Source organism: Streptomyces sp. NPDC047982, from assembly GCF_043204165.1.
Lineage (GTDB): Bacteria > Actinomycetota > Actinomycetes > Streptomycetales > Streptomycetaceae > Streptomyces.
Map to the genome: position 1 here is coordinate 110,664 of NZ_JBIDBS010000006.1, position 20,837 is coordinate 131,500.

Annotated in this window: 18 protein-coding genes, 1 tRNA gene and 1 pseudogene; 11 read left to right on the forward strand and 9 right to left on the reverse strand. The window is 72.6% G+C overall.

Annotated features, from left to right (window positions below; translation table 11 throughout):
- Positions 1–38: 38 nt before the first annotated feature.
- Entirely contained in the window at positions 39–1,514 is a 1,476-nt protein-coding gene (locus ACGF2V_RS09630) for a 2-hydroxymuconic semialdehyde dehydrogenase (RefSeq protein ID WP_362705077.1), read from the reverse strand.
- A 291-nt stretch (positions 1,515–1,805) separates the two neighbouring features.
- Here ACGF2V_RS09630 and ACGF2V_RS09635 point away from each other — a divergent pair, with 291 nt between their 5' ends.
- Both ACGF2V_RS09635 and ACGF2V_RS09640 read left to right on the forward strand, forming a co-directional pair.
- Entirely contained in the window at positions 1,806–3,155 is a 1,350-nt protein-coding gene (locus ACGF2V_RS09635) for an MFS transporter (RefSeq protein ID WP_362705075.1), read from the forward strand.
- A complete protein-coding gene (locus tag ACGF2V_RS09640) occupies positions 3,152–4,363 on the forward strand; it encodes a carboxylesterase family protein (RefSeq protein WP_362705073.1) in 1,212 nt (403 codons plus the stop codon). The genes ACGF2V_RS09635 and ACGF2V_RS09640 overlap by 4 nt, the downstream gene beginning before the upstream one ends.
- Before the next feature lie 88 nt (positions 4,364–4,451).
- On the opposite strand, the gene ACGF2V_RS09645 is transcribed toward ACGF2V_RS09640, so the two are convergent.
- Both ACGF2V_RS09645 and ACGF2V_RS09650 read right to left on the reverse strand, forming a co-directional pair.
- Entirely contained in the window at positions 4,452–4,901 is a 450-nt protein-coding gene (locus ACGF2V_RS09645) for an ASCH domain-containing protein (protein WP_362705071.1), read from the reverse strand.
- Between the two features lie 81 nt (positions 4,902–4,982).
- Positions 4,983–5,881: pseudogene (locus tag ACGF2V_RS09650) on the reverse strand (multicopper oxidase domain-containing protein); the annotation flags it as partial.
- Between the two features lie 229 nt (positions 5,882–6,110).
- Here ACGF2V_RS09650 and ACGF2V_RS09655 point away from each other — a divergent pair.
- Together ACGF2V_RS09655 and ACGF2V_RS09660 are read left to right on the forward strand one after the other, a co-directional pair.
- Entirely contained in the window at positions 6,111–7,196 is a 1,086-nt protein-coding gene (locus ACGF2V_RS09655; protein WP_362623288.1) for an S-(hydroxymethyl)mycothiol dehydrogenase, read from the forward strand.
- Complete coding sequence (locus ACGF2V_RS09660) at positions 7,196–7,825, forward strand: MBL fold metallo-hydrolase (RefSeq protein WP_362623285.1); 630 nt, start codon at positions 7,196–7,198, stop codon at positions 7,823–7,825. Before ACGF2V_RS09655 ends, ACGF2V_RS09660 begins: the two co-directional genes overlap by 1 nt.
- 32 nt (positions 7,826–7,857) lie before the next feature.
- Here the strand turns inward: ACGF2V_RS09660 and ACGF2V_RS09665 are convergent, their stop codons facing one another.
- Complete coding sequence (locus tag ACGF2V_RS09665) at positions 7,858–8,793, reverse strand: pseudouridine synthase (protein WP_362705067.1); 936 nt, start codon at positions 8,791–8,793, stop codon at positions 7,858–7,860.
- Positions 8,794–9,102: 309 nt separating this feature from the next.
- Between ACGF2V_RS09665 and bla the strand changes: the two genes are divergently transcribed.
- On the forward strand, positions 9,103–10,023 hold the full coding sequence (gene bla / locus ACGF2V_RS09670; RefSeq protein ID WP_362705065.1) for a class A beta-lactamase: 921 nt from the start codon (positions 9,103–9,105) through the stop codon (positions 10,021–10,023).
- 117 nt (positions 10,024–10,140) lie between these two features.
- Here bla and ACGF2V_RS09675 read toward each other — a convergent pair.
- A tRNA-Leu gene (locus ACGF2V_RS09675) sits at positions 10,141–10,228 on the reverse strand.
- Positions 10,229–10,408: 180 nt separating this feature from the next.
- Between ACGF2V_RS09675 and ACGF2V_RS09680 the strand changes: the two genes are divergently transcribed.
- The 3 genes from ACGF2V_RS09680 to ACGF2V_RS09690 all read left to right on the forward strand — a co-directional run bounded on the left by ACGF2V_RS09680 (position 10,409) and on the right by ACGF2V_RS09690 (position 13,053).
- Positions 10,409–11,734 (forward strand): M20/M25/M40 family metallo-hydrolase, encoded by a 1,326-nt coding sequence (locus tag ACGF2V_RS09680; RefSeq protein WP_362623276.1) that lies wholly within the window; start codon positions 10,409–10,411, stop codon positions 11,732–11,734.
- A 186-nt stretch (positions 11,735–11,920) separates the two neighbouring features.
- The gene (locus ACGF2V_RS09685; RefSeq protein WP_362705063.1) at positions 11,921–12,154 is read left to right on the forward strand and encodes a chaplin; all 234 of its coding nucleotides are present in this window, start codon (positions 11,921–11,923) and stop codon (positions 12,152–12,154) included.
- A gap of 140 nt (positions 12,155–12,294) precedes the next feature.
- Positions 12,295–13,053, forward strand: coding sequence for a chaplin (locus ACGF2V_RS09690; protein WP_362705061.1), 759 nt, complete (start codon positions 12,295–12,297; stop codon positions 13,051–13,053).
- A 57-nt stretch (positions 13,054–13,110) separates the two neighbouring features.
- On the opposite strand, the gene ACGF2V_RS09695 is transcribed toward ACGF2V_RS09690, so the two are convergent.
- Complete coding sequence (locus ACGF2V_RS09695; protein WP_072484370.1) at positions 13,111–13,299, reverse strand: DUF5703 family protein; 189 nt, start codon at positions 13,297–13,299, stop codon at positions 13,111–13,113.
- A 47-nt stretch (positions 13,300–13,346) separates the two neighbouring features.
- Between ACGF2V_RS09695 and ACGF2V_RS09700 the strand changes: the two genes are divergently transcribed.
- Positions 13,347–14,006 carry a hypothetical protein gene (locus ACGF2V_RS09700; protein ID WP_362623268.1) on the forward strand — a complete coding sequence of 220 codons (660 nt, stop codon included), beginning with the start codon at positions 13,347–13,349 and terminating at the stop codon, positions 14,004–14,006.
- 68 nt (positions 14,007–14,074) lie between these two features.
- On the opposite strand, the gene ACGF2V_RS09705 is transcribed toward ACGF2V_RS09700, so the two are convergent.
- Entirely contained in the window at positions 14,075–16,426 is a 2,352-nt protein-coding gene (locus ACGF2V_RS09705) for a helix-hairpin-helix domain-containing protein (protein WP_362705059.1), read from the reverse strand.
- A complete protein-coding gene (locus ACGF2V_RS09710; protein ID WP_362623264.1) occupies positions 16,423–17,406 on the reverse strand; it encodes an aldo/keto reductase in 984 nt (327 codons plus the stop codon). The genes ACGF2V_RS09705 and ACGF2V_RS09710 overlap by 4 nt, the downstream gene beginning before the upstream one ends.
- Before the next feature lie 139 nt (positions 17,407–17,545).
- Here ACGF2V_RS09710 and ACGF2V_RS09715 point away from each other — a divergent pair, with 139 nt between their 5' ends.
- Both ACGF2V_RS09715 and ACGF2V_RS09720 read left to right on the forward strand, forming a co-directional pair.
- On the forward strand, positions 17,546–18,595 hold the full coding sequence (locus ACGF2V_RS09715) for an LLM class F420-dependent oxidoreductase (RefSeq protein ID WP_362623261.1): 1,050 nt from the start codon (positions 17,546–17,548) through the stop codon (positions 18,593–18,595).
- Between the two features lie 281 nt (positions 18,596–18,876).
- Positions 18,877–19,665, forward strand: coding sequence for a ferritin-like domain-containing protein (locus tag ACGF2V_RS09720; RefSeq protein ID WP_362623260.1), 789 nt, complete (start codon positions 18,877–18,879; stop codon positions 19,663–19,665).
- Between the two features lie 68 nt (positions 19,666–19,733).
- Here ACGF2V_RS09720 and corA read toward each other — a convergent pair whose 3' ends face one another.
- Positions 19,734–20,729 carry a magnesium/cobalt transporter CorA gene (corA, locus tag ACGF2V_RS09725; protein ID WP_362623257.1) on the reverse strand — a complete coding sequence of 332 codons (996 nt, stop codon included), beginning with the start codon at positions 20,727–20,729 and terminating at the stop codon, positions 19,734–19,736.
- Positions 20,730–20,837 lie beyond the last annotated feature (108 nt).

A 20,837-nucleotide genomic window follows, 5' to 3' on the forward strand; every position in this document is an offset into this window, starting at 1 on the left:
GCGCCGACCGCCCACGGGCGATCGGCCACGTCGACCGGTCACAGCTGCACGCACACGTTCGTCGGCTCGGTGTAGAAGTGCAGGGAGGACGCGCCGCCCTCGCGGCCGATGCCCGAGAGCCCCGTGCCGCCGAACGGGGAGCGCAGATCGCGCAGGAACCAGGTGTTGACCCAGGCCATGCCGACGTTCATCGCCTGCGCCACCCGGTGCCCGCGCCGCAGGTCGTTGGTCCACACCGAGGCCGCGAGGCCGTAGTCCGTGTCGTTGGCCAGGGCGATCGCCTCCTCCTCCGTGTCGAAGGGGATCAGGGCGGCCACCGGGCCGAAGATCTCCTCGCGCACCGCCCGGTGCGCGTTGGCCAGGCCCGTCCACAGCGTCGGCTCGATCCAGGAACCGCCCGCCAGACGGGGGCCGAGCTCGGGCACTCCACCACCCGTGAGCACCTTCGCCCCGTCCCGCTCGGCCAGTTCGAAGTAGCCCAGCACCTTCTCCCGGTGGCTCTGTGAGATCAGCGGGCCGGTGGTCGTCGACCCGTCCAGCGGGTCGCCCAGCCGCAGGCCCCGGGCCCGCTCGGCGAGCCCCTGGGCGATGTCGTCGAAGATCCCGCGCTGGACGTAGACCCGCTCGGTGCACAGGCAGACCTGGCCGGTGTTGGTGAAGACCGACCTGGTCAGCCCGGCCAGCGCCTCGTCGATGTCCACGTCGTCGAAGACGACGGCGGCGTTCTTCCCTCCGAGCTCGAACGACACCGGGCGGACCCGGGGCGCGACGGTCCGCATGACGTGCGAGCCGGTCGCGGACGAGCCGGTGAAGGTCACGCCGTCGATCCCCGGGTGCGAGGTCAGGTACTCACCGGCGGAGCCGCCCCCGAAACCGTGCACCACGTTGTACACCCCGGCCGGCAGCCCGACCTCCGCGAGCACCTCGGCCAACAGCGTGGCGGTGGCCGGCGTCTCCTCGCTGGGCTTGACGACGACGGCGTTGCCACAGGCCAGGGCCGGGGCGACCTTCCACGTCAGCAGCAGGAGGGGCAGGTTCCACGGGACGACGACGCCGACGACGCCGAGCGGCTTGCGGACCGCGTAGTTCAGCGCTCGGCGCCCGCCGGCCAGATCGGTGAGGAAGGACTCCTGCCCGGCGGCGGCCACCACGTCGGCGAACGTACGGAAGTTCGTCAGCGCGCGTGCGACGTCCAGCTCCCGCGCTTGCACGACCGGCTTGCCGGTGTCCGCGATCTCCGCGGCGACGAACTCCTCGAACCGCTCCTCGATCCGGTCCGCCGCCCGCCGCAACAGCGCCGTGCGCTCGCGCACCGGTGTGGACGCCCACCCGTCGTGCAGGGCACGGCGGGCCGCCGTCACGGCACGGTCCACGAGCTCCCGGTCCGCCTCGTGCACCCGGGCGAACGCCCGGCCGGTGGCGGGGTCGGTCTTTTCGAAGCTGCGGTTCTCGTCGGGCTCCACGAACTGCCCGGCGACGAAGTTGCGGATCCACCGCCCAGTCTCTGCCGTCATGCTCCCACTGTGATCGCCGCTGCCATGCCGTACAAATGCACGTCCTGTGGGGAGTTATAGCGGAATCGATATACCGGCCCAGTGGCCGGCAGGTGGTCGAGTCGTCGCGCCCGGGCCGGTGTGGTCGCTTCCGCTATACCCGAACGGGTATGCCGAGTCCCCAATTGGTTATTTGTGCGTCATGTCTCAGGGGCATCAGGATCCACCGTTAACGACGGGTGAAGCCAGGCCGTCGTAGCGGCTGTCCGGAGCGAACCGCCCCAGCCCGCCATCCAAGTGATAGGTCACCCCGTGAACACTTCACCTCGCGAAGAAAACCCGGGCGAAGCCCGAGCCACCGCCGGCAGAACCGCCCTCGCCACGCTCGCGGGCACGACGCTGGAGTGGTACGACTTCTTTCTCTACGGCACGGCCGCGGCACTCATCTTCAACCAGCAGTTCTTCCCGTCGCTCAGCCCCGCCGCCGGCACCCTCGCCGCGTTCAGCACCTTCGCCGTCGGCTTCATCGCCCGCCCCCTCGGCGGACTCGTCTTCGGCCACTACGGGGACCGCATCGGCCGCAAGGCGACGCTGGTCGTCTCCCTCGTCCTGATGGGCATCGGATCCACCCTCATCGGCGCCATCCCGAACTACGACACCATCGGCTTCTGGGCCCCGGTCCTCCTGGTCGCCCTGCGCATCGTCCAGGGCATCGGACTCGGCGGCGAGGGCGCCGGAGCGACACTGATGTCGATGGAACACGCACCGCGGGGCAAGAAGAACCTGTACGCCGGATTCCCGCAGATGGGTACGCCTGGCGGACTGGTCCTGGCCAACGTCGTCTTCCTCACCACCAACGCGCTCGTCGGCGACCGCGCCTTCACCTCATGGGGATGGCGCGTCCCGTTCCTGCTCAGCTTCGTGCTCGTCGCCGTGGGACTGCTGATCCGGCTGCGGGTGACCGAGTCCCCGTCCTTCGACCGTGCGCGTGCCCGCGACGAGGTGGTCAGGTTCCCCCTGGCCGAGTCCTTCAAGGTCGGCCTGCCCCGGCTGGCCCTGACCCTGTTCGCCGTCGTGGCGAACTCGGCCGTCGCCTACGTGTTCATGGTCTTCACCCTGTCGTACGGCTCCCAGCACCTCGACTACGACAAGCAGTTCCTCATCGTGAGCGTCACCGTCGCCGCCGCCCTGTGGTTCGCGACCATCCCGGTGTGGACGAAGATCGCCGACCGGCACGGACGGCGCACGATGTTCATCGGCGGATCCGTCGCCATCCTCGTCTGGTGCGTCGCCTTCTTCCCGCTGCTGAACACGGGGAACTCCGCGCTCGCGGTGGTGGCGCTGCTCGGCATGGGCCTGATCATCCCGGTCACCCACTGCGTGCAGGGCAGCATCATCGTCGACACCTTCCCCGTCAACGTCCGCTACTCGGGCACCTCGCTCATCCTCCAGGCAGGCGCGATCCTCGGCGGCGGTCTCGCCCCCATGATCTCGACGGCGCTTCTCAACTCGGGCGGCTCCTCGACCGGGGTGACCTGGTACCTCGTCGCGATCTGCTCCGTGAGCCTGGCGGGTGCCGTAGCCCTGTTCCGCCTGGTGCCGGAAGGGGCGCCGGAACGGGCGCGGGTCCCGGCCGAGTCGCTGTCGGGCGGCGCCGCGTGACCGGTGCCGGGGTCTACCGGTCGGGCCCGGTCCGCTACGCCGTGGCCGAGCGGTTTCGCCGGCCGCGGCCGGCGGCCGGGCACGACACCCGCCCGCCGAGCGGCGAGATCTGCCCGCAGCCGCCGTCCAGGCTCGACGCAGTCATGGGTCCCCCGCTCGACCCGCGCCCGCAGGGCGAGGACTGCCTGCATCTCACGGTCACCACACCCACCCGCGACGACCGGGCGCGGCCGGTGCTGGTCTGGTTCCACGGCGGCGGATTCAGCAGCGGCGGCGGCCTCATGGACTGGTACGACGGCGGTGCGCTCGCCGCCGAGGGCGACGTCGTCGTGGTGTCCGTCAACTACCGGCTGGGGGCGCTCGGTTACCTCTGCCTCGACGGGCTCTGCGAGGGCGACCTGGGCCTGTACGACCAGCTCGAAGCGCTCCGGTGGGTGCACCGGCACATCGCAGGGTACGGCGGCGACCGCGCGAACGTCACCGTCTTCGGGCAGTCCGCCGGGGCCCTCTCCATCCGGCTGCTGATGGAACTGCCCGAGGCCCGCGGGCTGTTCCGCCGCGCGATCCTGCAGAGCGCCCCCCTGGCGATCACGACCCGCTCCCGTGAGGAGGCGGCCGCACTCGGACGCCTCTTCGTCGAACGGCTCGCGGTCCACGCCCCCGGCGCCGACCCGCGCACCGCCGCCCCCGCCGCCCTGCTCGCCGCGCAACGGGACACCGCCCTCGCCCACCGCGCCCGTTCCGGCTCCACCCTGGAGCCACCATTCGGACCGGTCCGGACGCTCGGCGCGGAACTCGACGCGGGGGTACGGGGCATGGACGTCCTGTACGGCTGGAACGCGGACGACATGACCGCCTTCCCCGACGAACCGAACGAGGACGGCGACCCGGCCGGACCGACGCGCCGGATGTACGAGGCACCGCTGACCGCCCTCGGACAGCGCCTGGTGCGCGCCGGGGCCCGGGTCCATGCCTACCGGCTGGACTGGCGTCCGGCCGGCTCGCCGTACGGCGCCACCCATTGCCTGGAACTGCCCCTGCTCCTGGGCACCCGGGCCGCCTGGCGGAACTCCCCGATGCTGGGGGACACCGGCTGGGACGAGGTGGACGAACTGGGCCGGGCGATGCGCGCCGCCTGGACCGGCTTCGCCCGCACCGGCCGCCCCGGGACCGTTTTGCCGCCCCTGGCCTGCCGGAAGATCTCCTGACCCGCCGAAGGACCGGTCCCGGTTCCGGACCGGTCCCGGGGGCGGGCCGGAGTCGCGGCCGCGGGGCGGTGGGCGCGGTCCGGCCGCCCTACCGCTGCGCCGCGCCCGCCACGGGGGCCGACAGCTCGACGACCCGGAACCGTTCGGCGACGACCAAGGTGTCGTCGTCCACGGTGAACCCCGGGTCGCCGAGCGCCTCGCGCATCTCCGCGCCGTGCCAGAACCTCTCGTGGTCCGCGCGCCACTCGGCCACCGAGGCGTGGCCCTCGCCCTCGTCGACCACGTGCGGCAGATCGATGTCGCCGAGGCGCCGCACCCGTACGTCCGTCACCTCCAGCACCGCGATTTCACGGCCGTCCGAGTCGATCAGTGCGGACCGCTCACCGACCGGCGGCAGCTCCTCCTTCTCCGCCTCGTACTCGGCGAGCAGCCCGGTCGTCGACACCTTCACGCCGTCGAGCACCGCCCGCACGAGCCGGTCGCGCAGCGGGCCGGGGACGGCCAGCAGAAAGGGCTTGAGGGGTTCACGGTTCGGCATGGGCCCCAGTCTGACACGCGCTCATGGACCCGGTGCCGGACGGCGCGCCTGGTCGCGCGGGGGCCGCGGGTCGCGGCCGGGTCAGCGGTCGTGCCCCCGGCCGTGGCCGCCGTGCCCGGCGCCGTGGTCGAACTTCAGCGCCTCCGGCGGCATCACGACGAACGGTCGCATCATGCCCATGTCCTCGTGCTCCAGCAGGTGGCAGTGGTACATGAACCGCCCGTACCCGCCGTCGAAATTGCCGAGCACCTTCACCGACTGCCCCTGCGGCACACGGAAGACGTCCTTCCAGCCCTGCTCGTTCGCCGGCACCGGGATCCTGGTGCCGTGGTCGAACGCCACGGGCGAGCGGGTGCCGCGACCCAGGCGCCGTCCACGTCGAAGTGCGGCCAGATGCGGCCGTTGACCGTCGTGTACGGGCCCAGGAACGGCAGCGACACCGGTTTCCCGGTCTCCGGTTGGGCCGCCACGACCACGGTCGTCTTGTGCAGCAGCCGCCCGTTCGGCCGTCCGCCCTCGTCGGTGTCCAGATTGCGGTCGGCGAGGATCAGCGGCGCCTCCCGCTCGCCCGACAGCGGGCCGAGCGCGTCCTCCTCGTCGTCCCGGACCAGGTACGTGCCGACGAGCCCGGCGTACGCGTTCCACCGGGTGATGTTCATGGCGTGGTCGTGGTACCACCAGTGGGCGGCGTGGTGGTCGTTCGGGTACTCCGACAGCTGAGCGTCGCCGAAGCCGACGGCGTCGTCCGCCCAGCCGTCGTTCCCGCCGCCGGTCTGCGCGCCGTGCAGATGGGTCACCGTCCAGGCGGGCAGCGCGGCGACGTCCGCGTCCGGCTCGACGCCGTCGTGTCCCGGCCGGTTGTGCGGGGCCGTCTCGCCCGGCCCCACCGGACCGACCTCCGCGGCGGTCACCGGGTACGCGCTCCCCCGGGGCACCCGGTTGGTCCAAGCGATCCTGATCCGTTCCCCGCGCCGCACCTCGTGGGACTGCTGCACCCGCAGGTATTTCCCCCGTGGCTCCTCTGTATCGAAGGCCCCGGAGAGGGCGACAGCGTTCACCGCTCCGCCCCATCTGACCGGAACCGATGCATCCCACCGGGTGGGCGGCGGCCATTTCGCGCCAACGCGGCGCGCCGTCGTGACACCCTTTCGGGGCGTACGGTTGTTCGCGTTCGATCTTCACGAAATGACGGAAACAGGAGACCGCGGTATGTCGCAGCAGGTGCAAGGGGTCATCGCACCGGGGAAGAACGAGCCGGTACGGGTCGAGACGATCGTGATCCCGGACCCGGGCCCCGGCGAGGCCGTGGTGAAGATCCAGGCGTGCGGCGTCTGCCACACCGATCTGCACTACAAGCAGGGCGGCATCAACGACGAGTTCCCGTTCCTCCTCGGACACGAGGCGTCCGGTGTGGTCGAGTCCGTCGGCGAGGGCGTCACGGACGTCGCGCCCGGTGACTTCGTCATCCTGAACTGGCGCGCGGTGTGCGGCCAGTGCCGCGCGTGTCTGCGCGGGCGCCCCTGGTACTGCTTCGACACCCACAATGCGAAGCAGAAGATGACCCTGCTCGACGGCACGGAACTGTCCCCGGCCCTCGGCATCGGCGCGTTCGCCGAGAAGACCCTGGTCGCCGCCGGTCAGTGCACCAAGGTCGACCCGGAGGTCTCCCCGGCCGTCGCCGGGCTGCTCGGCTGCGGCGTCATGGCGGGCATCGGCGCAGCCCTCAACACCGGCCAGGTCGGTCGCGGCGACTCGGTCGCCGTGATCGGCTGCGGCGGTGTCGGCGACGCGGCGATCGTCGGCGCCCGGCTGGCCGGAGCGGCGAGGATCATCGCCGTGGACGTCGACGACCGCAAGCTGGAGACGGCGAAGTCGATGGGTGCCACTCACACCGTCGACTCCCGCTCCACCGACCCGGTCGAGGCGATCCGCTCGCTGACCGACGGCAACGGCGCGGACGTCGTCATCGAGGCGGTCGGCCGCCCCGAGACGTACCAGCAGGCGTTCTACGCCCGCGACCTCGCGGGCACCGTCGTCCTGGTCGGCGTCCCCACCCCGGAGATGCGTCTGGAACTGCCGCTGCTCGACGTCTTCGGCCGCGGCGGCTCGCTCAAGTCCTCCTGGTACGGCGACTGTCTGCCCTCGCGCGACTTCCCGATGCTCGTCGATCTGCACCAGCAGGGCCGCATCGACCTCGGCGCGTTCGTCACCGAGACCATCGGACTCGGCGACGTGGAGCAGGCGTTCGCCCGGATGCACGAGGGCGACGTGCTGCGCTCGGTGGTGATCCTGTGATGGCCGCCCGCATCGACCACCTCGTCACCTCCGGCATCTTCGCCCTCGACGGCGGGGAGTGGAACGTCGACAACAACGTCTGGATCGTCGGCGACGACACCGAGGCGATCGTCATCGACGCCGCCCACGACGCCGACGCCATCGAGACCGCGCTGAACGGCCGTGCCCTGCGCGCCATCGTGTGCACGCACGCGCACAACGACCACATCGACGCGGCCCCGGCCCTCGCCGCCGCCACCGGCGCACCGATCCTGCTGCACCCCGACGACCTGCCGCTGTGGAAGCGCACCCACCCGGACCGCGACCCGGACGGCGAACTGACCGACGGGCAGGAACTGAGGATCGCCGGCACGACGCTCACGGTCCTGCACACCCCGGGCCACGCGCCCGGAGCCGTCTGCCTGTACGCCCCCGGGCTGGGCACCGTCTTCACCGGCGACACGCTCTTCCAGGGCGGGCCGGGAGCCACCGGACGCTCCTTCTCCGACTTCCCGACGATCATCGAGTCGATCCGGGAGCGGCTGCTCGCCCTGCCCCCGGAGACCACCGTCCGCACCGGGCACGGCGACTCCACGGCCATCGGCGCGGAGGCCCCGCACCTCGACGAGTGGATCGCCCGCGGCCACTGAGGCCACGGCGGCACACGGGGCCGGGTCGCCGCTCACCGGTCCGGCCACGCGGAGAGCCGCAGCCCGCTCTCGAAGCGGCGCGGCTCGCCGGTGACCGGATCGGTGAACTCCATTACGCGGGCGAGAAGTTGAAGCGGACGCGACCAGTCGTCGGCCGCGCCCTCCGCCTCGACCACCGGATAGACCGGGTCGTTGACCAGCGGCAGCCCCAGCCCGTTCATGTGGACCCGCAGCTGATGGGTGCGCCCGGTGGCGGGCAGCAGCCGGTAGCGGCCGAGACCCGCCCGGTGCTCCAGCAGCTCGACGCGGCTCTCGCTGTTCGGCTCGCCCGGCTCCTCGCGCGCGGCGACGACCCCGCGCTCCTTCACGATCCGGCTGCGCACGGTCCGGGGGAGCGGCAGACCGGGGTCGTACCGCGCCACCGCCTCGTACTCCTTGCGCACCAGACGGTCCCGGAACAACGTCTGGTAGGCGCCCCGCTCCTCGGGCCGCACGACGAAGAGGACCAGTCCCGCGGTCAGCCGGTCCAGCCGGTGCGCGGGCTGCAGCGCGGGGAGCTCCAGCTCGCGGCGCAGCCGGGCCACCGCCGTCTCGGTGACATGGCGCCCGCGCGGCGTCGTCGCCAGGAAATGCGGCTTGTCGGCGACGACGAGATGCGCGTCGCGATGGACGACCCCGACCGGGAACGGCACCGGCTCCTCCGGCGCGAAGTCCCGGTGGAACCAGAGGTACCGCCCGGCGGCGTACGGCTCGTCGGCGGACACCGCGCCGCGTACGGACACGAACCGCCCCTCGGCGAACATGGCGTCCACCCGCGCCGCCCCGATCGCGCCCGCGAACCGCGCCCGCAGATGGTCCCCGACCGTCTCCCACCGCCCGTCCGGGTCCTCCGGAAGCCGCACCCGGACCGGATCGATCCCGTCCCGCTGGGGCAACGGCGCGGGCGGCGGCTTCGCGCGCCCCCTCACCGGGGTGCGCCGTCCGGTACGGCCGTACGCATGGCAGCAACTCCTCGCGTCCTCGTCGTGTCCTCGTCCTTGGGTGCCCGCACAGTATCCCCGCCCGCCCCGGCCCGCCGGGGCACCGCGCCCGCCCCCCACGAGACGGGGAGCGGGCCCGCGCAGCCCAGGAAGGTCGACGCGACCGGTCGGACTTCGCGCACGCGGTACCGCGGGGCGCTGCCCGCGCCCACCACCCCCCGCACCCGACCGGATGGAACCGTTCCGCAGGCCGGCCGCGTGCCCAGGTATGCCGTGAGCACCTGAGAAGGGAACGCATTGCACACCACAGGATCAAGCCCCTCCCGCCGCACCGCACTCGCCCTCGGCGCCGGTGCGGCGCTCTTCGCCGCCCTGCCCCCGGTGCTGGGCGGCACCGCGTACGCCGCGACCGGCGACGACCGCATCGCCTCGCGCCTGAGAGAACTGGAGCGGAAGCACACCGCCCGGCTCGGCGTGTACGCCCACCACACACGCACGCGGAAGACGGTGGCGTACCGGGCGGACGAACGCTTCCCGATGTGCTCGCTGTTCAAGACGCTCGCCGCCGCGGCCGTGCTGCGCGACCTCGACCACGACGGCGAGTTCCTGGCCGAGCGTGTCCACTACACCCGGGAGTACGCGGAGCGGTCGGGCCATTGTCCGATCACCGGCGAGGACGAGAACCTCGCCCATGGCATGACCGTCGAGGAACTGTGCGACGCCGCCATCCGCCACAGCGACAACGCCGCGGGCAACCTGCTGCTCCGCGAGCTGGGCGGACCGACCGCCATCACCCGCTTCTGCCGTTCGGCAGGGGACGGCCGGACCCGGCTCGACCGCTGGGAGCCCGAGCTGAACTCGGCGGAACCGTGGCGCGTCACCGACACCACCACCCCGCGCGCCATCGGGCGCACCTACGCGAACCTCGTGCTCGGCGACGTGCTCGCGCCCCCGGACCGGCACCGTCTCACCGGCTGGCTGCTCGGCAACACGACCAGCGACGAGCGGTTCCGCGCCGGGCTGCCCGCCGACTGGACCGTCGCCGACAAGACCGGCGGAGGCCGGTACGGCGGCAGCAACGACGTGGGCATCACCTGGCCGCCGGGCGACGCTCCGATCGTGATGGCCGTCCTGACGACCAGGTTCGAGGAGGACGCGCCGGCCGACAACGCACTGGTGGCCGGGACCGCGGCCCTGCTGGCCGAGGTGCTCGCGTAACCAGGGAACCCGGGGCCCGGGGCGCGAGCGGACGGCGCGCCGGGCCAATGGGCCGTGCGGCCGGGCCGCGTCACCGCCCGCAACAGCAGAAAACCCCAGCTCAGCTGGGGTTTTCAGTGGTGTCCGAGGGGGGACTTGAACCCCCACGCCCGATAAAGGGCACTAGCACCTCAAGCTAGCGCGTCTGCCATTCCGCCACCCGGACCAGGTGTCTGTCTCGCGGGCCTCGCCCGTTCCGACGTGGAAAACAATAGCAAACATCCGGGGGTGCTCGATCACTCCGGGGGAGTGCGAAGGGCGCACGACGAGAGGCGGGGGCCTTGGGCGGGCGGACGGTGCGGGGGAGGATGGGCGGAGGGACACGGCGACAGTGGAAGGAAGCAGTGTGAGCGAGACCAACACGGCCCGGACCGTCTCGGGCGAGGACGAGGTCGTGGACCTCTGTCGTGAGCTGATCCGCATCGACACCAGCAACTACGGGGACCACTCGGGACCGGGGGAGCGGGGCGCCGCCGAGTACGTCGCGCAGAAGCTGGCCGAGGTCGGGCTGGAGCCGCAGATCATCGAGTCCCACAAGGGCCGGGCCTCGACCGTGGCCCGGATCGAGGGCGAGGATCCGTCCCGTCCGGCGCTGCTCATCCACGGGCACACGGACGTGGTGCCGGCCAACGCCCACGACTGGACCCACCACCCGTTCTCGGGCGAGGTGGCGGACGGCTGCGTGTGGGGCCGGGGCGCCGTCGACATGAAGGACATGGACGCGATGACCCTCGCGGTCGTCCGCGACCGGCTGCGCAGCGGCCGCAAGCCCCCGCGCGACATCGTGCTGGCCTTCGTCGCCGACGAGGAGGCGGGCGGCACGTACGGGGCCCGGTACCTCGTGGACAAGCATCCCGGCCTCTTCGAAGGCGTCACCGAGGCGATCGGCGAGGTCGGCGGCTTCTCGTTCACGGTGAACGAGAAGCTGCGGCTCTACCTCGTCGAGACGGCCCAGAAGGGCATGCACTGGATGCGGCTCACCGTGGACGGCACGGCCGGGCACGGCTCGATGACCAATGACGACAACGCGATCACCGAGCTGTGCGAGGCGGTCGGGCGGCTCGGGCGGCACAACTGGCCGGTCCGGGTGACCAGGACCGTGCGCTCGTTCCTCGACGAGCTGTCCGACGCGCTCGGCGTCCCGCTCGACCCGGACGACATGGAGGCCACGCTTCCGAAGCTCAACGGCATCGCCAAGATGGTCGGCGCCACGCTGCGCAACTCCGCGGCTCCCACCATGCTCGGCGCCGGCTACAAGGTGAACGTGATTCCCGGCCAGGCGGTCGCACACGTCGACGGCCGCTTCCTGCCGGGCTTCGAGGAGGAGTTCCTGGCCGACCTGGACCGGATCCTCGGACCGCGGGTGAAGCGGGAGGACGTGCACGCGGACAAGGCGCTGGAGACCGGCTTCGACGGCGTGCTCGTCGACGCGATGCAGGTCGCGCTCAAGGCCGAGGATCCGATCGCGCGGGCGGTTCCTTACATGCTCTCGGCCGGTACCGACGCCAAGTCCTTCGACGACCTCGGCATCCGGTGCTTCGGTTTCGCCCCACTGCAACTGCCCCCGGAACTCGACTTCGCGGGCATGTTCCACGGCGTGGACGAACGGGTGCCGGTGGATGGCCTCAAGTTCGGTGTGCGGGTGCTCGACCGGTTCATCGACCACTGCTGAGCCCACCACTCCCCGATCAGCAATGTGTGCCGCCGTTCCGATTCATTTCGCGCCAAGAATCGCCAGCGTGTGCGCACTTGACCGGAAGGAGTGAAAGGAACCATACGCTCGTAGCCCGATTAGCTCGTCCTCGTTACAGGTGGTGCGGTCCGCGGCTGGGACCGCATTGCCAACTAGGAGGAAACAATGATCAAGAAGGTCGTCGCTGCTGCGGCCGTGACCGGTGGTCTGGTGCTCTCGGGTGCGGGCATGGCCGTCGCGGACTCCGGTGCCCAGGGCACTGCCGCCGGCAGCGCGGGCATCGTCTCGGGCAACACCATCCAGGCTCCCGTGCACGCCCCGGTCAACTCGTGCGGCAACACCATCACCGCCGCCGGGCTGCTGAACCCCGCCTTCGGCAACGAATGCGCCAGCAACTGACGTTGATGGGTCAACCCGAGAGGGTTTGAACCCGGTCGGCCCCGGAGCGCACGCCATGCGCTCCGGGGCTGCTGGGTTACTCCGCTTCCGCACGGTCGAGTGCGGGGGTATTCCGGCAGGCAGAAGGCAGGGAAGTGGTTATGCGACAGGTCACGCGCAAGGGCCTGATCACCGTGGCGGCAGCGGGCGGCGCGCTCGCGCTGAGCGGTGGGTACGCGCACGCGGACGCGGGGGCGTCCGGCGGCGCGACGAATTCCTCAGGGGTGCTTTCAGGGAATTCCGTCCAGATCCCGGTCGACGTACCGGTCAACGTCTGCGGCAACTCCGTGGACGTCGTGGCACTGATCAACCCCGCGTTCGGGAACACCTGCGGAAACGGTTCGCAGGGTGCTTCCTCGGGCAAGCACGCCTCCGGCAGCCAGGTGTCCGGCGACCTCACCCAGGCGAGCCGCCCGGGAACGGGCAAGCACCGGGCCCCGATCGACGGCGGGGCGACGGCCCAGGGCGTCGCGGAGGGTTCGTCGGGCGTGCTGTCCGGGAACAGCATCTCCGCGCCGATCGACATCCCCGTGAACGTCTGCGGGAACAGCGTCACCATCGGCGGACTGCTCAATCCCACCTTCGGCAACGAATGCGGGAACGACACGGACGTCGTCACACCGCCGGTCGGCACCCCGGTCACCCCGGCCACGCCGGTCACCCCGGTGACGCCGGTCACCGAGCACAAGCCGCCGACGTCGGGCCCGCAGGAGGTGCCGAACGCGCCCGAGGCACAGAACGTGCCGCAGCTCGCGCACACCGGGGCGGGCGGTGCCGGACTGCTGGTCCCGGTGGGCGCGGGTCTGCTGCTGGCGGGTGCGGGGGCGGTGTTCTACCGCCGCGCACGCCTGTCCGCGTAACGGACCGGCAGGCGAAGCGAGAAGGGCGGGCCCCGCGGTCGTGGGGCCCGCCCCGTCTCACCAAGTGGCGCGGAGCTGGCGGATGATCCGCCGTCGCAGCCGCACCCTGCGGCTGCCGTCGTGGCGCAGCGTCAGTCGGTCCAGTTCCCAGTGCCCGTACTCGGCATGGTCGGTCAGCAGGCGTGCGGTCTCCTTCCGGGACACCCCGCGCGGTACGTACACATCGACAAATTCGTATTCCGGCATCGCATCCATTGTGCGGGCAGAGGCCCGGTACGGATAGCGTCTGCACCATGTCTGATGCTGCGCAGCCCACCGCTGCCGAGGTACGCGCCGCCGCCGAAGCCATCAAAGCCGCGCTCGACCGCCACCTCGACGCGGTCGAACGCCGGACGGGGGACGATGATCCCGCCGTCTACGACGCGTTCAACGCACTGGCCGCCGCCGCCGAGGTCTACGACGAACTGCTCTACGACCGCTACGACGAGGTCACCCCCTTCGAGATCCCGGGTGCGGACGGCTCCTTGCCCCCGTACGCCGGCCCCGAGGAACCGAGCGCGCTCAGCGTTCTGATCCGGCGGGACTACGCCGTGGTGGAGCCGCCGCGGCTGTTCGCACAGGCACAGCGGATCGCCGGCCTCGATCCCGACGACCGGGGCACCGGGAGCGACGCAGTCGTCGGATCCAGCGTCCACGCGGCGCTCGGAGTGCTGTTCGGGGAGTACGAACCGGACGAGATCGCCTCCCGGTGCGCCGAGTTCGGGCTGGAGGAGGGGGACTCCACGCTCTGGGTCACGGCCGCGGAGGAGCTGCCGGAGGCAGGGGAGTGGCTCGACGCGCCGTTCGATGAAGCGGATCCGCACCTCGTGGTGTGCCGCTTCGACGTGAGTTCCGTCTTCGACGAGGACGACGCCGACGAGGAACCGGTGGGGCTGGCGACGGACAGCTCCTGACCCGTGCCGTCGGCCGGGTCCGTACCCCGGCCGGTTCCGGCCGGGGTACGGGACGGCGCGCGGCCCGGTCAGCGGGCCGCCGCCTCCAGAAGGCCGCGCAGTCGTGTCGTGCGGTCCCGGGCCGGGGGCTCGGCGACCGCGCGCGGGAGTGCCTGGTCCACGCCGTGCACCACGGAAAGGTGCCGCTCGGCCCGGCCGAACGCGGTGTACACCCAGGGGCGGCTCAACCCCTGCGCCGCGTCGCCCGGCAGGACGACGACCACCGCGGGCCACCGCGTTCCGGCCGCCTGGTGGGCGCTGAGGGCCCAGCCGTGGCGCACGGTCGACGCCACCCGCTGCGGGGGGACGACGATCCGCTCGCCCGTGCGGTCCAGGTGCAGGCCCTCGGCGTCGGCCGAGACGACCGTGGCGGGCACGGTCCTGCCGGGCGCCGGGACATGGACGACACGGTCGCCCGGGTCGAATCCGCCGAACCGTCCAGGGCCGGGGTTGAGCCGCTGTTTGAGCGCCGCGTTCAGCGCGCGGGTGCCCGCCGAACCGCCGTGGCCGACGGTGATCACCTGGGTGTCGGCCGAGGGGATGCCAAGAGCGCGCGGCACCGAGTCCGCGACCAGTTGCACGGTGCGGTGCACCGCCTCGCCCGCGTCGCGCACGGGGACGATCACCACCTCCCTGCCCGGCGCCGCCACCTGGTTCAGCTCACCGATGCCGATGCCGGAGACCAGTTCACCGATCGGTCCCGGATCCGGTGTGCGGGAGACGACCTGCGGGCAGGCACGGGCCGCCAGCACATCCGCGAACACCTGCCCGGCCCCGGCCGAGCCCAGGACGCCCGGGTCGCCGCTCAGCACCAGCCGGGTGCCGTCGGCCAGGGACTCCACGAGCATCGCGGCGGCCTCGACGTCCACCTGCGGGGCGTCCAGCACGACGAGCAGGTCGACGGCGATCGCTCCCTCCCCGTCCCGTCCGGGGCCCTCCGTGCCGGAGAGCAGTCCGGCGAGGGTGACGGCCGCCGCCGGATCGCCGACCGCCTCGGCCAGCCTGCGCCTGCCGTCGACGCTGTGCGCGGTGCCCAGGACGCGCAGGCCCAGCGCACGCGCCGCGGTGAGGAGGGCGGCGGGTTCGGCCCTGGCCTCCTCACCGCCGGTGTGCGCCACGACGCCGTGGGCCGCGACCGCGCGGATCAGCTCGGCCGCCGACGGGGAGCTTGCGGCCGAGGCCGCCTCCGTCCAGTCCGCGCCCTTCTCGCAGGCGTGGACCAGACGTGCCAGACCGTCGGCCAGGCTCTCCTCGGCGAGCGCGTACCGGTCGAGCCCGAGCAGCACCCTGACCGGTTCCCGCCCGGACGGGTCCGGGTGGTCCGCTCCCGTGCCCTCGTCGGCTTCCGCGGCGGCCGGGCTCCCGTCCTCGTCCTCCTGGAACACGAGGACCACGCCTGCGGCGACGGCGTGCCGCACGGCCGCTTCCGGGTCGGACACGGCGTGCTCGGCGAGCGCGGCGCGGACCGCCGCCGCCTCCAGCGCCGTGTGCCCCCGGAGCGCGGCCCGCTCCAGCAGCCACCCGACCAGGGCGGCGGTCCTGCGCTCGTCGTCCGGACCGCAGCCGGGACCCAGGAGGGCCCGGGCGAACCCGTCGGCCTGCTCGGGCCCGACGCCCGGCACGGCCATCATCCGCCACGGGTCCTCGCGCAGGACGCCGGCCGCCTGCGCGCCGAGCGCCTCGGCCGTCGGCCCCGCGAGCGCTCCGGGGGCACCGCCCTCGGCCAGCACGGCGGCCACCTCGGCCACGGCCTGGGGGGAGGGGCCACGGGGTGCCGACGCCGGCTCGGGCGGCCGGGGGCGCGCGGGGGCGGGAGCGGGCCGCCTGGGCGCGGCGGCGGGCAGGGGCGAGTCGAAGAACGCGGAGGCGGACGTCTCGCCGCTCTCGACGGCGCGTACGGCGGCCAGCAGATCGGCCGCCGTACCGCTCAGCTTCCCGCCGGCCGGGATGGGGCCCGCCTTGTCGGCCTTGCGCTTCTCGATCCGCTCCCTGAGCTCACGCTGGGCGGCGAGCTCGGCCTCGGCCTCCGAGAGCGGGGCGGCGGCACCCTCGCCCCCGGCGGCCTGCTCACCCGTGGTCTTCCCGTCCTCGGGGGTCTCCTCGTCGCCGTCCGGGGCATCCGTCGGCCCCTCGTCCGAGGGCGCTGCGGACGGTGTGCCGTCCGGGGACGCCGGCGCGGCGGCCGTCGCGCCGGGTGCGGAGCCGTCGCCGTCCCCCTCGGCGGCGGGGGCATCCACCGGCGCCGCTTGTTCGTGTGCAGCCCCGTCCTCGCCCCGCGCGGGTGGCGAGGACGGGGCGGCAGCGGCGGCGGGGTCCGCGACGGCGCCTGCGTCGTCGGCGGCCGGGGTGCCGGGGGTGTCTCCCCCGGGAAGCGCGGTCACAGCGTGCTCCAGTCCTGGTCCGGATAGCGGTGCACGGGCGCCGACACGTCGTCGAGCGCCTGGCAGATCTCGTCAGGAAGACTAAGCGTCTCCACTGACAATGCCTCCGTGAGCTGGTGCGCGTTGCGCGCGCCGACGATCGGGGCCACCACTCCCGGCCGGTCCCGCACCCAGGCGAGCGCCACTTGGAGCGGCGTCGTGGCCAGACCGTCCGCCGCCGTCGCCACCGCGTCCACGACGCGGGCCGCCGCGTCGTCCAGATAGGGCTCGACGAACGGAGCCAGCAGTTCCGAGGCGCCGCGCGAGTCCGCGGGAGTGCCCGTCCGGTACTTTCCGGTCAGCACCCCCCGGCCCAGCGGCGAGGAGGGGAGCAGCCCCACGCCCAGGTCGAGGGCGGCGGGCAGCACCTCACGCTCGACGCCCCGCTGCAGCAGGGAGTACTCCATCTGCGTGCTCGCCAGCCGGGTGCGCATTCCGGGCGAGGCCAGCTGCCAGGTCGCCGCCTTCGCCAGTTGCCAGCCGCAGAAGTTCGACACTCCCGCGTACCGGGCGCGGCCGCTGGACACCGCCAGGTCCACCGCCTGGAGTGTCTCCTCCAACGGGGTCGCCGGGTCGAAGGCGTGGACCTGCCACAGGTCGACGTGATCGGTACCGAGCCGGTCCAAAGAGGCGTCCAGGGCCGCCAGCAGATGCCCGCGGGAGCCGTTGAACCTGCGGTACGGATCGGCGACGCTGCCCGCCTTCGTGGCGATGATCAGCTCGTGCCGCGGTACCAGGCCGTCAGCGAGCCGCCCGAGCAGGTACTCGGCCTCCCCGCCGCCGTACACGTCGGCCGTGTCGATCAGGGTGCCGCCCGCCTCCCAGAACGCCTTCAGCTGCTCGGCGGCGTCGTGCTCGTCGGTGTCCCGGCCCCAGGTGAGGGTGCCGAGCCCGATCCTGGACACGCGAAGGCCGGTGCGGCCGAGATGCCTCTGCTCCATGGGCGCTGAGATTACTGGTCAGACCCCACGGGGCGGAGGGCTGTGGACAACCCGGCTCCGAGTCGCCCCTGCCGCGACGGGCCACCGAGCGATAGAGTCCGGGACGGAGAGACGTTACTGATCAGTAAGGGGAGCGGCTATGCGGCTCGGCATCAATCTCGGTTACTGGGGCGCGGGAATGGACGGCGACAACCTCGCCGTGGCCCAGGAGGCCGACCGGCTCGGCTACGACGTCTGTTGGGCGGCCGAGGCGTACGGCTCCGACGCCCCGACCGTGCTCTCCTGGGTGGCCGCCCGGACCGAATCCATCGACGTGGGCTCCGCGATCATGCAGATCCCGGCCCGTCAGCCCGCGATGACGGCGATGACCGCCGCCACCCTCGACTCGCTCTCCCAAGGCCGCTTCCGGCTCGGCCTCGGCGTGTCGGGGCCCCAGGTCTCCGAGGGCTGGTACGGCGTCACGTTCGACAAGCCCCTGGCCCGCACCCGGGAGTACGTCGAGATCGTCCGCCGGGCGATGTCCCGGGAACGGCTGACGTACGAGGGGCAGCACTGGACGCTGCCGCTGCCGGACGGCCCGGGCAAGCCCCTCCGGCTCACCGTCCACCCGCAGCGCGAGCACATTCCGCTCTACATCGCCGCGATCGGCCCGAAGAACCTGGAGCAGACGGGCGAGATCGCCGACGGTGCCCTGCTGATCTTCCCCGCGGCCGAACACCTGGAGGAGACCGCGGTCAAGCACCTGCGGGCGGGGCGGGAGAAGGCCGGGCTGACCATGGACGGCTTCGACGTCTGCCCGACGCTGCCGCTCGCCGTCGGCGACGACATCGACGCGCTCGCGGACACGTTCCGCCCGTACACCGCGCTGTACGTGGGTGGCATGGGCAGCCGCGACCAGAACTTCTACAACCGGCTCGCGCGGCGCATGGGCTACGAGAGGGAGGCCGTCGAGATCCAGGACAAGTACCTGTCCGGCGACAAGAACGGCGCCGCCGCCGCCGTCCCGCACGAGCTGATCGACCGGACCACGCTGCTCGGCCCCGTCGAGCGGATCGCCGAGCGGATGCAGGCGTACGCCGCCGCGGGCGTCACGACGCTCACCCTCGCCCCGGCCGGATTCACGCTCGACGAGCGGATCGCGGCGCTGCGGGCCGGCACGGAGGCGCTGGAGCGGTCCGGCCTCGCGTGACGCGGATCCACGGACGCCGGGACCACGGGCTCCCGTAGGCATCGCGGCCGTGGTGGGGGCTCGGGGGTCTCCCCGCCACGGCCGTCACGCGGAACAACGCGCCCGATGGCGCGCGGTTACTCCCCCCGGTCCGCCGTTCCACCGGAGGCGAAAGGTTTCAGCCATCGTCGCCGGACCGGCCGGGCAGCCCGTCCGGCGTAGCCGCAGGCCGTTCCTGTTGCCCGGGTGGGCGACCCGCATTTGACTGGCGATGGGCCGACGCGGGTACGGAGGTGGCTGTGGTGCTCTCGGCAAGGAACCTGTTCCAGGAAATTCTCGACGAGGACGACTCGTTCCGGCTGTTCTGCTCCATCGCGGCCGGCGGCGAGGCCCAGGGCGGCTGGGAGAACGGCCGGATCGCGGCCCTCGTCCCCGAGAGCCAAAGGGCCCTGGCGCCCAGGATCGCCCGGCACGGCGCCGACGAGGACAAGCACGGACGGATCTTCGGGGCGCTGCTGAAGAAGCGCGGACTGCGTCCGGTCGAGGTCCCGCCCGAGACCGACTACACGATGCTGCTGGAACGGCGGGGCATCGGCCTCGCCCACGAACGGCTGGGGGGCCGGGAACCGCTCACCGAGCGCGACATCATCACCTACCTCGCCCACAGCCGGGTCACCGAGCAGCGCGCCTCCGAGCAGATGGCGCTGCTGCGCAGGCATTTCGCCGACGACCCCGACATCGGCCGCGCGGTACGGGTGATCGCGGACGACGAGGACAACCACCTGGCGTACTGCCACGAGGAACTGCTGCGCCTCGCCGGGGCGGGACACGGCCGTACGATCCAGCGCCTCCTGCGCGAGTGCGCTCTCGCCGAGATCCGGGTGTACCGCGACGTCAGCCTCGCCGTGATGGATCACATGGGCCGCATCCTCGGCTGGTCCCGGACCAGGGCGGCCGTGCTGGCGGCGGGGATCCATCTGGTCCACGTCTACGAACGGCTCGTGGGATGGCGGCGCATGGTGCGCCTGGAGCAGCCGGAGCGCCGCGACGCGCTGGGCGGGCCCGCGCCGCGGGAACCCGAGCCCGTCTGACCGGCGCCCCGCGCTCTTCGGCGCCGGTGTCCCCGTGATCCGGCGCCCCCCGCGCGGCGGGGCGCGCCTCAGAGCCAGCCGCGGCGCTTGAAGAGCCGGTGCAGCGCGAGGACCGCCGCGGCCATCAGCACGATCACCGCCGGGTACGCCCACACCTGACCGAGCTCCGGCATGTGCTCGAAGTTCATGCCGTAGATCCCCGCCACCATGGTCGGAACGGCGGCCATGGCCGCCCAGGCCGAGATCTTGCGCATGTCGTCGTTCTGCCGCACGCCCACCTGGGCCAGATGGGCGGAAAGGATGTCCGAGAGCAGCCGGTCCAGCCCCTCCACGTACTCGTTGGCCCGCGTCAGGTGGTCGCTCACGTCCCGGAAGAACGGTTGCGAGTGCTCGTGGACGAACGGCACGTCCGCGCCCGCCAGGCGGGCCATGGGGGCGCTCAGCGGACCGGCGGCGCGGCGGAACTCCATGAGCTGCCGCTTGAAGGTGTAGATGCGGGACGCGGTGTTCTTGGTGTTCGCGGAGCCGGTCGGCGCGAACACCTCGGTCTCCAGCTCCTCCAGGTCGTTCTGGAGCTCGCCCGCCACCTCGATGTAGTGGTCGACGACGGCGTCGCTGATCGCGTACAGCACCGCGGTCGGCCCGTGCCTGAGCACCTCCGGCTCCGCCTCCAGCCGGCGCCGTACCGCGGCGAGCGGCGCGCCCTCCCCGTGCCGGACCGTCACGACGAACGAATCGCCGATGAAGGCCATCAGCTCATCGGTGGTGACCGTGTCGCTCAGGTGCTCGTACACCACCGGCTTGATGACCGCGAACAGCGAGTCGTCGTACACCTCCAGCTTGGGCCGCTGGTGGGCGCTCAGGGCGTCCTCCACGGCCAGCGGGTGGAGCCCGAACTCGTCGCTGACGCGCTCGATCTCCTGCTCGGTCGGCTCGTACAGCCCGATCCAGAGGAACGCGTCCCCGGTGGCCCGTGCCCCCGCGAGAGCGTCGGAGAGGTCGGCGGGGCGCTCGGTACGGCGCCCGGCCCGGTAGATCGCACAGTCCACAATCACGGCGCGCATTCTTCCCTGCCCCACACTCCCGCGCATCCCGGCCCGCCCCACACTCCCGCGCATCCCGGCCCGCCCCGCACTCCCGCGCATCCCGGCCCGCCCCCGCGCGACCCGGCA

What these genes read in the sequence shown, in the direction of transcription:
- ACGF2V_RS09630 (WP_362705077.1), bottom strand. Translation starts at nt 1,514, where the DNA reads ATGACGGCAGAGACTGGGCGGTGGATCCGCAACTTCGTCGCCGGGCAG.
- ACGF2V_RS09645 (WP_362705071.1), bottom strand. Translation starts at nt 4,901, where the DNA reads ATGCCGAACCGTGAACCCCTCAAGCCCTTTCTGCTGGCCGTCCCCGGC.
- ACGF2V_RS09655 (WP_362623288.1), top strand. Translation starts at nt 6,111, where the DNA reads ATGTCGCAGCAGGTGCAAGGGGTCATCGCACCGGGGAAGAACGAGCCG.
- ACGF2V_RS09660 (WP_362623285.1), top strand. Translation starts at nt 7,196, where the DNA reads ATGGCCGCCCGCATCGACCACCTCGTCACCTCCGGCATCTTCGCCCTC.
- ACGF2V_RS09685 (WP_362705063.1), top strand. Translation starts at nt 11,921, where the DNA reads ATGATCAAGAAGGTCGTCGCTGCTGCGGCCGTGACCGGTGGTCTGGTG.
- ACGF2V_RS09690 (WP_362705061.1), top strand. Translation starts at nt 12,295, where the DNA reads ATGCGACAGGTCACGCGCAAGGGCCTGATCACCGTGGCGGCAGCGGGC.
- ACGF2V_RS09695 (WP_072484370.1), bottom strand. Translation starts at nt 13,299, where the DNA reads ATGCCGGAATACGAATTTGTCGATGTGTACGTACCGCGCGGGGTGTCC.
- ACGF2V_RS09700 (WP_362623268.1), top strand. Translation starts at nt 13,347, where the DNA reads ATGTCTGATGCTGCGCAGCCCACCGCTGCCGAGGTACGCGCCGCCGCC.
- ACGF2V_RS09710 (WP_362623264.1), bottom strand. Translation starts at nt 17,406, where the DNA reads ATGGAGCAGAGGCATCTCGGCCGCACCGGCCTTCGCGTGTCCAGGATC.
- ACGF2V_RS09715 (WP_362623261.1), top strand. Translation starts at nt 17,546, where the DNA reads ATGCGGCTCGGCATCAATCTCGGTTACTGGGGCGCGGGAATGGACGGC.
- corA (WP_362623257.1), bottom strand. Translation starts at nt 20,729, where the DNA reads ATGCGCGCCGTGATTGTGGACTGTGCGATCTACCGGGCCGGGCGCCGT.